The following is a 12,322-nucleotide window of genomic DNA, read 5'->3' as shown; positions in this document are numbered from 1 at the left end:
AAAAACAGTACCGAATTAAAATAAAAAAATCACATCGACTACCAACGTGAGGACGCACGCCAGAATAAACGCGCAATCCCTGCACCGATAAGCAGGCTCACCAGCACGGTCGCTGCTCCGTATAAAAACAGCTGCCCTTGTCGCTCATAAATCAGCACGTCTACTTGGGTTTTTAGGCTGTCCACTTGTTGTTGTAGGCGCAGATTGCGCGCTTGAAGGGTCTGATTTTGCTCAGTTAGGGCATTGATTTGTGGGCTGTACTTTGCTGCGAGCGTGCGCGGCGTCTCTGCGCTGTCTGTGGGGGCTGCTGTAGATACTGTGCTGCCTGTCGCGGTAGATGCTGCTGGCGTCTCTGTCTGTGCGGCTTGTGTCTCTTGGGTGACGACGGTGGGGGCAGCGCTTGCTGTACTAGGCAATGCAGTCGCCCACAAGAAGGTGAGCAAAAGCCCCCACGCAAAGACCGCCAATCGTGGCGGTTTGTGGGTCGCTTGAGCGCGGTCGAGGGGGTTATTGTGCTTTGGGTAGGACATGGATAAAGGGCTTGATGTCCACATGACTGTATACGCCGCCATGCAAGTAGGGCTCTTCATCCGCCCACGCTTGCGCTGCCTCAATCGACTCAAAGTCTGCAATCACCACACTGCCTGACATGGCGCTTTCGCCATGCGTGATGGGATTTGGACCAGCAATGACCAAACGGCCAGCCGCATCCAGCGCCTCTAAACGTGCCAAATGCGCCGCGCGGTGTGCCTTACGGCTGTCTGTACTGTCGGCGACATCGTGACCAATAAACACAAATAACGACATAATAGTTCCTAGGATATAAAAAAATAACGGTTTTTTTCTGAATCAAACCAGCAAAGCAAGGCTTATGTTATTGAGGCGGCTTTTCGGTCAGTGCAGGGTTGATGTGTTTTTTAAGCACCAAAAACTGCGCGACAATGAACACCAGCATGATAGGAATCCAGCCATAGGTCTTAAAGTTAATCCAAGCCTCATCCGACATCATAAAGGCTGTGACGTAATGCAGCACCGCCATGACGGCAAAAAACAGCGCCCACGCCGCCGTCAGCTTTTTCCAGCCGCTTTGGCTGAGCGCAAACACATCTTTCATCGCCAGCTGCATCAGTGGCTTATTCACCACCACGCTGCCGAGCAAGGTTAACGCAAAAATGCCATTGATAATTGGCGATTTCCAGCGCAAATAGATGTCATCGCGCAGCAACAAGGTGCCACCACAGAAGACGATGGTCAATAACAACACCACCCACTGCTGTTTATCAAACTTGCCCTTTTGGCGAACAAAGTGAATGGCATAAATAATCAGCGTTGCCACCAATAATGCGCCCGCAGCTGGTAAAATACCGTAATAACGTGCCGCAATAAAAAAGGCAATCAAAGGAATAAAGTCAAGCAAGGCTTTCATGACAAGGAGGGTATCCAACAAAAACGTATAGGCTAGTGTACACGTCTGCTGCGCTAAAAAAAAGCAATCTGAGTACAAAGCCGATGCCCATCTGCGTTATGATGGGTCTATTATTTAAGACAAAGACCGACTATGAAAATTGATTTGCATTGCCACAGCACTTGCTCTGATGGCACCTACGAGCCCCTTGATGTCATCAACCGCGCCCATGCGGCGGGCATTGACGTCTTAGCGTTGACTGACCACGATACCTTGCAAGGCATTGAGGCGGCAAGCGCGGCTGCGAATGACTTGGGCATGACCCTCATCTCTGGGGTCGAAATCAGCTGCGAGCATGAGCTGTCGGGTGGCTATGGCAAAAACAAATCCACCAACAAAATCATTCACGTCCTTGGTCTCGATTTTACTGACCACGCCACCATGCAAGACACCTTGCAAGCCCTACAACACAGCCGCGCTACCCGTGGTCAGCAGATGACACAAAAGCTCAGCCAGCTTTTGGATATCGACTATGAGACACTGTGGCACGCCATTTGCAAAAAGGCGGGTGACAACCCGCAGGCGGTTGGGCGCGCGCATATTGGTCAAGTGCTCTATGAAGAAGGCTACGTTAAGACCGTGCAACAAGCTTTTGATAAATACTTGGCGGACAACAAGCCTGCCTACGTGGCGATTGAAGCCATCAGTATGGTCGATGCCATCGCGCTCATACACCGCTGCGGCGGCAAAGCGGTACTGGCGCATCCCACCCGCTATCAGCTCTCAGCGACCCGTGTGCGCAAGCTGATTAGCGAGTTTGCCGAGCTGGGTGGTGACGCCTGCGAGCTGCCAGCGAACAGTGAGCCTGTCAGTACGCGCGCGATGGTGGACAGAAGCATCGCTGAGCACAAGCTTGCCGTATCGACAGGCAGCGACTTTCATGGCAGTAATATGCCGTGGCGTCGCTTAGGCGATGTGCCTAAACTGCACCCAATGCAAGAGGGCATTTGGCAGCGTTTTACTGCTTTTAGCTAATTACCGCTTCTAGCTAAGCGTTTGATGGGCGGTTGATAAGCGCGCGTTAGCTGACGTCTTACGCCTGCGTTGTGTGGGCGTGATTGGACATTTTTTATTTTTGCATCTGATAGGTGGTAGCACTGGCATGGCCGTATCTCTGCGTCAGCTCAGCTTTACTGAACTCTCACGCCTTATTTTTAAATGGCAAGCGCCTGAGCGGGCGTCATTGTTGTCATTTTTGGTGGCGATGGAGATTGGTTTGCATTGGCTGTGGTGTGCTGTAGTGTGGTGGCAGCGCGATAGCGTGGGCGTGTTTGTAAACATGCCGCTGCTATATATGTCGTGGCTGGTGGTGAGTATTCTTGGGCTGTTTTTTTTGTGGCTAAGCCGCCATTTTGTCACGCTAAAAAACGACAAGGAGCGACTGGATTTTTGGCAGATTGTGCTGATTGTCATCTACAGCACTTATATCGGCATTGAGATTTTAATCATTGGGCACAGCAGCTTGGTGTCGGGTGTTTCCTTAGTCGGCGGCACGATGCTTGGGATGATGCTCGTTAAACGCATTTATATTTGGCGCGCGTTTTTGTTGCAAGTGCTGCTTATCGTGATTGTCAATATTGTGCCGTATATGGGCGTTGACTTGCCCAGTCTGCGCGAGATTCACTTGACCAATGACCCTGTGTTTCATACGCACAGTTATCAGACGTACAACGAAGCGGTGACCATTGAAAACGCCATTGCGGCGGCGATTTTTCATACAGGGACGGTGCCCCTTAATGACGGGCACGAGCTGCACCGAAACTCTGCGCTGTTTTGGCGCTCCACGCACATGTATCTGGCGCTACCCAAAGCCATCTTTATCATTTATATCTTTCGCACGCTGCTTTTGATTTTGGATGCCAGCAAGCGGGAGATTTTAAACTATGCCCGTCAAGATGAGCTGACAGGTCTGGACAACCGCCGCCATGGTTTAGGGCAAATGCAGCAGACGCTGATGACGCTCAATGACCATCAAGACTACAGCGTGATTTTGTTTGACCTCGATTGGTTTAAGAGCATCAATGACAATTATGGGCACGAGGTCGGCGATAAGGTGTTAAAAGAAGTCGCAAACATCTTGGCAGGGGCGTTTACCGAAAATCAAATCATCAGTCGCTATGGGGGCGAGGAGTTTTTAATCGTGCTGCCTGAAACGGGGCACTATACCGCAATGACCATCGCCGAGCAGCTGCGCGCGGACATTGCCAAGCATGCCATTTATATCAATCCGATTCATAGCTTTGAGGCGACCGCGTCGTTCGGGCTGTACACCTTGACCTATAGTGAGCGCCTGCGCATCATTGATGAGTACATCAAGAGCATGTACCAAGAGCAGTATCAGGACGACGCGACCCGCTCAGGCATGAAAATGTACAAACAAGCGCGCGAGACGCACAGCGTGATGGCGCTGTATAAGGCACTCGATGAGGCGACCCAAGCGCAAGTGGGCAGCGATATGTGTCAGCGCCTCATCAGCATCGCAGATAAGGCGCTGTATAAAGCCAAAGATCGCGGACGCAATCAGGTGGTGAGCGCCAATGAAATGCTGGTCGAAGGCAAAATCGATGCGCCGAACGGGTATCAGCGCTAGCTGTGCAGCGTCGCAACGAGGCTGGCAAGTACGCTGGTGGCAAAACTGCCTGTCGGCAAGATAAAATCTAATTGCAGACCATTATTATCTAACCATTGCCAGTTTAAATCTTCGATAGGCAATCTAAGCGCACGGCGCTGCGCCTTAATCTCATGACGCTCAAGCCCAACCGCCAAAGCCGTCAATAACGGCGTGTCTTGGATGACCGCTTGCTCAAGCGCGGCAGCTGTCCCGCTGACCTTGTCATTATGCGTACCCCACAGCGGCGCGGTCGGGTGAATATCGAACGTGCGCACACGCTCGGCAAGCGTCTCGTCCATCTGCTCGCTCGCAAAAATCGAGCCTGATCCCGCCAGATTAAACACCTCACCGTCTAAGCCCGTATCCCAGCTGTTATCACGCACGCGCGCCGCCAAAATATGATTAAAAATGACGCTACGTGCGGCAGAGAGTAGCAAGGTATCGCGCTCACGTGGGGCTTGTCTGCGTTTTTTACCTTTGCTTGCCTTAGCAGGGCGAGGCGGACGCGCAAGAAAATTAAGCGCGTCGCGAACATTGTTGCCATGATGCCCAAAGCGCTGTACGCCGAAATAATTGGGCACACCCACCTTAGCAATATGGGACAAATGACTGTCAACCGCCGCCGTATCCGCGCCTGCAATGTCAGTATCCATATCACGCAGCGTAATCACAAAGCGATTAGCACGGTGCGCGCCGCGTGACAATTTTTTATTGTGCCAATGCTCAGCCAAAATACTGACCGACTCGCCCTCATTTAAATCCGTCGGCGCAAATGGCGTGCTTGGCGCGGTCTTTTTGGGTAAGCGCAAACTAAACCACTGCGTCGTCAGCGCGTGGCGGTCTTTGAGTCCCGAATAGCCCACATCGCGTAGCGGAATCTGTGCCCACTCCGAGAGCAGCTGCGCGACAAACGCAGTATTCATACCCACCTTTTGTACGTGTAGCCACAGATGCTCGCCATCCTCAGTAAAGTCGATATCCATCACCTCGTGTACCACAAAGTCTGTCGGCGCAGCCTTATAGCGCGCAGATTTTATCGGTGCATCTTGTGGCTGAGGCAGAGCGCTGGGGTCACTCATAGACGCAATGTGTTCGGCACTAAAGCTATCAGCGGCAGGCGTATCGGTAGGGGCAGTACTAGACATAAACAGGCTTCACTTATAAAAACGGCACTTATAAAAATCGTAAAAATAACGGCTACAGACCATCAAAAACAGGCTTACGTTTTGCAACGCGCAAGCCATACAAAAAAACATCGGCAGAAACGGCTGCTTGCTATGATAAATACGTTCGGCTTAATAGCCACACTGCCGTGCGCTAAAAAAGTATTACTCAATAGAAAATAACAGCCACAGATTATTTGTAGCCCTAACAATAGAAAATAACTAAGGACAGATTATGAGTCAGATTCGCATCCAAAAAGACGACATTCCAGATGGCGGCATGAAATCCTACAAACAAGACGACGATAGTATCATCTTAATTACCCGCGATGATAGCACCTATCGGGCGTTCGACGGCAAATGCCCGCACGCAGGCGCGAATCTCGGTGACGGCTTGCGCTGCGGTCATCGCATCGTCTGTCCATGGCATCACGCGACCTTTGACAGTCGTGATGGTACACTGCTTGAGCCTGTCGCCACCGAAGGTTTGGCGCAATATACCTTGCAAGATGACGGCGACACGTGGTCGGTCGATACCGATACGGCGTGCAATCAAGCGGATGACGCGACGCAACTGGATGACACGCATACACTCATTATCGGTGGTGGCGGTGCAGGCTTTATGACCGCGCATCAGTTGCGCCAAACAGGCTATGGCGGACGCATTACTATTGTCAGTAAAGACAAAGACGCGCCCTATAACCGCCCGCTACTGTCCAAAGCCTTTTTGGCAGGCAAAATGGACGAAGACAAGCTGGCACTTGGCGGTAAAAACTGGGCAGCCGATAATGATATCGACCTGCGCCTAGATACCACGGTTACACGTATTGAGCCAACTGAGCGCACTGTTTATATTGATGAAGAAGCCTTGAGCGCTGATTATTTGGTCGTTGCCACAGGCGCACAACCGACTGTGCCCAATATCGAAGGCGCAGACCTTGACGGCGTCCACACCTTGCGCAGCATGGATGACGCCAAAGCCATCAAAGCGGACAGCAAAGACAAGCACGTGGTCATCATCGGCACAGGCTTTATCGGCATGGAAGTCGCCTCCGCCTTAACGCAAGCAGAAGAGTGCGCTTCTATCACCGTCGTGGGCATGAAGCCGCGCGTCATGAGCAATATCGTCTCCGAAGCGGTGAGTGATGCTTTGATTGCATTGCATACTGAGAAAGGCGTCCAGTTCGTATTGGGCGATAGCGTTGATGCTATTGCGCCAAGTGACGATGATAGTAAACGCGCAGGCAGTGTGCGTCTGGGCAGCGGCAAAACCTTAACCGCCGATACCGTCATCTTGGGTACAGGCGTTGCGCCATGTACGGATGTACTCGCTGCGGTCAACGATGCCGATGGTGTACAGGTCAACAGCCGCCTAGAGCTGCGCGACGGCACCTATGCGCTCGGCGATATTGCCAAAGCCCAAAACCAACTCGGTCGCCAGCGCGTTGAGCATTGGCGCGTGGCATTGCAGCATGGACAAGTGGTCGCTGCCAGTATTCTTAACGACTCGCGCATTCCAACACTGGATGAGCGCATTCCGTTCTTTTGGACGATGCAGTATGGCAAGAGCCTGCGCTATAGCGGGCACGCGGCAACGCCTGATAACAACCTACTGGTTGGTAATCCGCAAGCGCTAGACTATATTGAATACTACTTTGATGATGACGGCGAAGATACCCGCGCCAGTGCCGCAAGCACGCTCGGTCGTGATAAAGCGCTGGTCGCGTTCTCTGAGCTATTGCGCCAAGGTCACGCGCCAACCCGCGCCCAACTGCAAGCCGATTTTGATATCATTGACCAAGCACACGCGCTGTCTCGTTAAGCGCGTTTATTGGCATTGATTTTTATTGGTTAAGAGACTCTTGATGATGGCAATGACCGACACGCCCCAACTGCATTTACGCCAAGCCGAGCGTGCGGACATCCCCGCGCTCGAAGCCTTATTAAACCACTGCTATCGTGATGATGCGGGCTGGACGAATGAAGCCGAGCTTATTGGCGGCATTCGCGCTACGCCGACGGACATTGCCGCTGTCATCGACGACCTCAAGCACTATCTGTTTGTCTATCCAAAGACCGATACAGGTACGCGCGAGGGGCAAGAGACAGGGGATGTTTTAGGCTGCATCGCGGTGGAGATGCATGAGACGGATGCGTACATTGGCATGTTTGCCGTGCATCCGAGCTTGCAAGGACAGGGCTTGGGCAATCAAATGCTGGCAGCGGCAGAGACCTTTGCCACACGTCATCTGCGCGGTGCTCATGAACCGCGCTTGACCATGAGTATCTTAAGCGAGCGCCCTGAGCTGCTTGCCTATTATGAGCGGCGCGGCTATCGACTGACAGGGAAGCAAATGCCGTTTCCTAATGATGGCAATCATGGACAGCCAAAACGCGACGACTTGGTACTATTCACCTTACAAAAAAAGGCGGGTTGATTTGTTAGCCTTGGCTTTGCTGCGCAAAATAACCAAAGGTAAAAAACAGCCCGATACTGAGTAAAATAAACGCGATGACAATCAAACGCTTAAACCAGTTAAATGCAGGCAAGCGCGTGGCGTTGTCGTCCGCTATTAAGTAAATAAACAAACCAATCAAGCTCGCCACCAGCGTCAAAATACCCAAACCAATGGGTAAAATAAACAAATAAACCTGCCACATCATCGCGTTCACTTCTCCTTATATCCATGCGGCATCATAGCAGTATCGGCATGATGCTGTCTGTAAGGGCGGGGGTATCGCTCAGACAATCGCCCGTCTGCGATAAAACAGCAATCCAGGAATGGACAAACCGAGCACCAAGGCGGAAGTGACAAACAGCGCCTCAAACAGATAGCCCATCATCTGGCTAAACAGCGCGTCCGAATAGCCAAAGTAGCCAATCTGCACCATACTTACCATCGCCTTATACGCGGCAATACCGGGCATCATACAAATCACGCTGGGCGAGATGAGCGCCTTGGGCGTTAAAGTGTATTTTTTGGAAAAATACACCCCCAAAAAGCTGGCGAGCATCGCACCAAAAAAGCTCGCAATCACCAAATGCACCTCGTAATACACCAGCGCCGTCTTTAGCCCAAAACCAAATGCCGTCATCAACAAACACGGCAAAATATAGCGCTTGGGCACAGTGAACATCAGCGTCCAGCCAAGCGTAATGATGCACGAAAGCACGACCGTTTCAACAAACCACATGCTAAAACCCCCAATGCTGAATACGCAGCACAATCAGCGCCATCACAATGCCCACACACGCCGACAGCGTCAGCATATAGGTGAATACCGCGCGCCCAATGCCAATATTTAGATAGCCCTTTAAAATATCGGACAGCGAATTAATCAGCGGAAAGCTGGGCACGAGCAGCAGCACACTGGACGCCACCGCAATATCGGCGTTATTACCAATATCAAAATAATACGTCGTCGCACCAATCACCGAGGCGATAAATGCAGTGATAATGACCGTAATAAAGGGGTTAAAGTGATGCTTGGCAAGATAAATGCGCGTCAGCATCGCCACCATCCCCGCGACGAACGTCACCGCCGTAATTGCCCAACTGCCGCCATGCAAATTGGCAAACGCCGCGCACGACGCCCCCACGAATATCCCCACGAGCCACGGCGGATACACCGCCTTATCCAGCGCATCGAACGCCTCAGTCGTCTGCGCCACCAGTGCTGGCGTGTCAGTCGTCGCCTCAGTCTTATTGACAATCTGCTGAATCTGCACCAGCAAATGCACATTGATGCTTTGATTGACCGTATCGCGGGTGGTGGTGATACAGCGCTCGCTACAGATGGTGGTCAAGGTGATGGCATTAAAATTCAGCGAACATTCCACACTGTTCATGCCGAGCGCCAGCCCTAAGCGCTTGGTTAAGTCCACCACCACGGCAGACTCAGCGCCATACTGCATCAAGAGGAGTCCGCAGCGTACGCACAAGCGGGTGATGTGCTGCTGCTGCACATAGCTGATAGAGGTCATGGGTTATCTGTATCGATTGGGAATACGTCATTATAAAGGGTTGCGGCGGGGTAAAAAACGATTATTCGAAAAAGTCGCGCGCAGCAAGGTACAAAAAAGGTCATGAAAAGCGATAGGTCGCGTGCGCTATAACGACTATGATAAAAAAGGAATACCTCTAAAAAGGACACCCCATGCACATCGCCATCTTAACCATTACCTTTTCCTTAATCGGCTGTCGCTCGCTCAAAGAAAAGCGACAGCGTATGGGCGGCTTACACGCGCGTTTTGGCAATACCCCAAGCGTCGCGGTCTGTGAAAGCGGCGAGCGCGACCGCCATGAGGCGAGCGAATGGACGTTTGTCATCATTGGGCTGTCAAAGCGCGATATCGAATCACAGTGCAGCCAAATTGAAGAAAAGCTGGAGCATGGCGTGGACGCCAGAATGGTGAAGGTTGAGCGGGAATTTATTTAAGTATTAAGAGTGTTAATGGCGCTTCCACTCCTATTTTGGTTAACCATAAAAGCGGTGGCTAATAGTGTTCATATCGTCTCATTTTGATACTGCCCTTAACTAAATCACTTCAATCGAGGATAACAGCCACCGTACTCAGTGCTAAACCTTGTGTAGGGATAACTACTATATAAAGAAAGTCTAATATGAATTTAATCAAAATTTGCAAAGTTATAAACAACACTTCTTATATTTTTTTCTACTGCCACAAGGGCACTGTTCGTTTCTCCCTATTTTTTTAGGCATAATTTTCGTTTTAGAATTGAAAGTTGATAAAGGTTTTACCATGCGAGAAGTAGCTTGCTCCATCTCTTTCGAATACTTCCAAGGAAAGTCGAGACTCATACCAAATTTAATATTTTTTGTACTAGGTTCAATACAGATAGCATGCCATTTTTTAGACTTCGTATAGTATTTTCTTTTTCTAGCATGGTCTTCTAATTTTTCTTTAGCAGTATTGTAATCATTATAGTTGCAATGAATTGTTAAACCTTCACCATTTTTAAATCCAATTGTAAAGTCATGATTTTTACCATCTACTAAGCTTTTACTACAAATTAATTCGATAGTTTCATTAACCTGCTGAATTGATTGTTCATTTATTTTTAGCAGTAAGAATCCAAAATCTACTGTACTTGGATTGTTAATCCTTTCGATATCAGAAAGATATTTTCCAACTGTAGTACCCTGATATTTTGTAAGTATTCCTTTTGGAGTATGTATAGAGTCCAGTCCATCTCTTCTAGTTAACATTGACATATCTAATACAGTATTAAAATCGTTTCCTATATGTATATAATCTGCACCATCAACCCATAAATTATGTATCAGATGGTATGCAAGAATAGTCATTTCATGCGTAGCCATAATGCTATCTGAATAGTTTGTTCTTCTATTCAAATAACTCAAAAAATATAATGGTGTATTGAGCATTTCAGCAAAAACATCTAGGAAAAAAACATCCATAATGAATGGAGCTTTAATTATATCGGTTTTTTTATATTTTAAGAACTGTTTAGCTTGAAAAGATAAAGCAGGGTAGTGATCTGATACAATACATACTGGATATATTTCTTGGAATTCGATATTTGAAATATCTATACTTTGACCGTATTTATCTTCAAGTTTATAGCTTTTACTTAATAAAAGTTCAGAGCATAAATAGGCTTGGTCATACGAATCCTGAATAGCTTTCTTAAAGTCATTTTTTATAGATAAATCATTACCCTTTCTAGATTCTAGAGTAAGTTTTTTAGATTTAGCTTGTAGAACAATAGCTCTGTTTGCAAATAATACTAAAACATCTATTTCTCCAGAAGTTACTCCTTTTTTTCCAATAATATTGACACCTTGAAAAACTCTATTATTCCCAAAAACACTTTTTAGCCTACTTACGGAAAAATCTTCCGTAAAGTTGCCTCGGTTCGTCATTGCGGTATTACGGTAAGATTTATCATTCCAAAACCAAAAAAAAGGGGACTCATATAATGCTTCCAGTAAACTATAATTTTGAAAAAGAAGATATTTATTGTCATCTATCTTTATTATTGGAAAAGCATTTTTTTGGTTGAAATCATCAAGTCTTTTGAACTCATAGCTATCAATAGATACAAAAGACTCAATTACCTTTTTTATTAAAGGTTTCGATAAGGGTATGGATAATTTAGCTTCTACCTCATTTATTGTAAAAATATATGCATCTAAAACTGTCCATTCATCAGAATTTTTTTGCAAAACATTAGGTAGTATGCTGTTAATTTTTTCAAGCTGTAACGAACTAATAGATTCAATAACAACGAATAAATCATTTATTGAATAGCCTTTATTTTCTATTATCCAGTCTTCATCATTCTTGTACTTTAGCTTCGATAAGTCTCTGTATTGGAAGTGATAAGCTGATTCCCCTCCATAAAATATAGGCTCCCTTAAGAAAGTTCCTTTATTAAAAGGGTTATAGCTTTTATCTAGTTGATTATTGGTATCTAACTTAAATAGATTTGAAATATCAGGAACCATTGAATGATGAAGTTCTAAAAGTAAGGATTCCGTTTTATCTATGTATTCCTGCATTTTAGCAGGAGTTGGTAATTCCAAATTTGACTTGACTGTACATGCCAAACCAATTAATGTGGATATCTCAGTCCGTAATAGTCTATCTGTACTATACTGCTCTAGAAAATCTTCCTTCTGTATTTCTTCACCACATCGTACAGTATTATCTCTAAAACAAAAATATGCAATAGTATGTAAATATCCATTAGAATGACATAATGATTCTAGATCACTAAAAACTTCTGCTTCGTCTCTATGACTTTCTCTATCGAACATTATTATTCCTTTAGTTTTATTAAGTTATGGTTAAGTTCAGTATATACGTATCAACTGAATCCATAATTTTTTGAACCCTATAAAATAAAAAATTACTCCCTGTAGGGTGGTCTTTTATGAAAAATCAGAAAAACACTATTAGCTTGCTTCTTTGATTTACTGCACAAACATTGACTTTAAAAACTTACCCATATATGAGCCTTTTACTTCCGTCACCTTCTCAGACATATCTTCAGCGATGATGAGTCCGCTACATTTAAGACAAAGATCAATCAT

At 47.3% G+C, this 12,322-nt stretch carries 13 protein-coding genes; 5 read left to right on the top strand and 8 right to left on the bottom strand.

The window, feature by feature from the left end; translation table 11 throughout:
- Window positions 1-38 precede the first annotated feature (38 nt).
- The 3 genes from JMW05_RS03770 to ispZ all read right to left on the bottom strand — a co-directional run bounded on the left by JMW05_RS03770 (window position 39) and on the right by ispZ (window position 1,426).
- Entirely contained in the window at window positions 39-530 is a 492-nt protein-coding gene (locus JMW05_RS03770) for a hypothetical protein (protein WP_201504057.1), read from the bottom strand.
- The gene (locus JMW05_RS03765) at window positions 508-807 is read right to left on the bottom strand and encodes a YciI family protein (protein ID WP_201504056.1); all 300 of its coding nucleotides are present in this window, start codon (window positions 805-807) and stop codon (window positions 508-510) included. The genes JMW05_RS03770 and JMW05_RS03765 overlap by 23 nt, the downstream gene beginning before the upstream one ends.
- A gap of 67 nt (window positions 808-874) precedes the next feature.
- Window positions 875-1,426 carry a septation protein IspZ gene (ispZ, locus tag JMW05_RS03760; protein ID WP_201504055.1) on the bottom strand — a complete coding sequence of 184 codons (552 nt, stop codon included), beginning with the start codon at window positions 1,424-1,426 and terminating at the stop codon, window positions 875-877.
- Window positions 1,427-1,558: 132 nt separating this feature from the next.
- On the opposite strand from ispZ, the gene JMW05_RS03755 reads away from it, so the two are divergent.
- Complete coding sequence (locus JMW05_RS03755) at window positions 1,559-2,440, top strand: PHP domain-containing protein (RefSeq protein ID WP_201504054.1); 882 nt, start codon at window positions 1,559-1,561, stop codon at window positions 2,438-2,440.
- A 127-nt stretch (window positions 2,441-2,567) separates the two neighbouring features.
- Window positions 2,568-4,055: a GGDEF domain-containing protein gene (locus tag JMW05_RS03750; RefSeq protein WP_201504053.1), complete on the top strand. Its 1,488-nt coding sequence runs from the start codon at window positions 2,568-2,570 to the stop codon at window positions 4,053-4,055.
- On the opposite strand, the gene truD is transcribed toward JMW05_RS03750, so the two are convergent.
- Window positions 4,052-5,221: a tRNA pseudouridine(13) synthase TruD gene (truD, locus tag JMW05_RS03745; RefSeq protein WP_201504052.1), complete on the bottom strand. Its 1,170-nt coding sequence runs from the start codon at window positions 5,219-5,221 to the stop codon at window positions 4,052-4,054. The two genes, JMW05_RS03750 and truD, sit on opposite strands and share 4 nt — an antisense overlap.
- Window positions 5,222-5,474: 253 nt before the next feature.
- On the opposite strand from truD, the gene JMW05_RS03740 reads away from it, so the two are divergent.
- Both JMW05_RS03740 and JMW05_RS03735 read left to right on the top strand, forming a co-directional pair.
- On the top strand, window positions 5,475-7,061 hold the full coding sequence (locus tag JMW05_RS03740; RefSeq protein WP_201504051.1) for an FAD-dependent oxidoreductase: 1,587 nt from the start codon (window positions 5,475-5,477) through the stop codon (window positions 7,059-7,061).
- A gap of 43 nt (window positions 7,062-7,104) precedes the next feature.
- Window positions 7,105-7,677 (top strand): GNAT family N-acetyltransferase, encoded by a 573-nt coding sequence (locus JMW05_RS03735; RefSeq protein ID WP_320158754.1) that lies wholly within the window; start codon window positions 7,105-7,107, stop codon window positions 7,675-7,677.
- Window positions 7,678-7,681: 4 nt separating this feature from the next.
- On the opposite strand, the gene JMW05_RS03730 is transcribed toward JMW05_RS03735, so the two are convergent.
- The 3 genes from JMW05_RS03730 to JMW05_RS03720 all read right to left on the bottom strand — a co-directional run bounded on the left by JMW05_RS03730 (window position 7,682) and on the right by JMW05_RS03720 (window position 9,224).
- Window positions 7,682-7,903: a hypothetical protein gene (locus JMW05_RS03730; RefSeq protein ID WP_227691428.1), complete on the bottom strand. Its 222-nt coding sequence runs from the start codon at window positions 7,901-7,903 to the stop codon at window positions 7,682-7,684.
- A gap of 78 nt (window positions 7,904-7,981) precedes the next feature.
- On the bottom strand, window positions 7,982-8,434 hold the full coding sequence (locus JMW05_RS03725) for a threonine/serine exporter family protein (protein ID WP_201504050.1): 453 nt from the start codon (window positions 8,432-8,434) through the stop codon (window positions 7,982-7,984).
- A gap of 1 nt (window position 8,435) precedes the next feature.
- Window positions 8,436-9,224, bottom strand: coding sequence for a threonine/serine exporter family protein (locus JMW05_RS03720; protein WP_201504049.1), 789 nt, complete (start codon window positions 9,222-9,224; stop codon window positions 8,436-8,438).
- A 173-nt stretch (window positions 9,225-9,397) separates the two neighbouring features.
- Between JMW05_RS03720 and JMW05_RS03715 the strand changes: the two genes are divergently transcribed.
- Complete coding sequence (locus JMW05_RS03715) at window positions 9,398-9,679, top strand: DUF503 domain-containing protein (protein ID WP_201504048.1); 282 nt, start codon at window positions 9,398-9,400, stop codon at window positions 9,677-9,679.
- Between the two features lie 210 nt (window positions 9,680-9,889).
- Here JMW05_RS03715 and JMW05_RS03710 read toward each other — a convergent pair whose 3' ends face one another.
- A complete protein-coding gene (locus JMW05_RS03710; RefSeq protein ID WP_201505508.1) occupies window positions 9,890-12,046 on the bottom strand; it encodes an SEC-C metal-binding domain-containing protein in 2,157 nt (718 codons plus the stop codon).
- Window positions 12,047-12,322 lie beyond the last annotated feature (276 nt).

This window comes from Psychrobacter aestuarii, from assembly GCF_904846035.1.
GTDB lineage: Bacteria > Pseudomonadota > Gammaproteobacteria > Pseudomonadales > Moraxellaceae > Psychrobacter > Psychrobacter aestuarii.
This window is presented reverse-complemented; position numbering and strand designations above follow the sequence as displayed.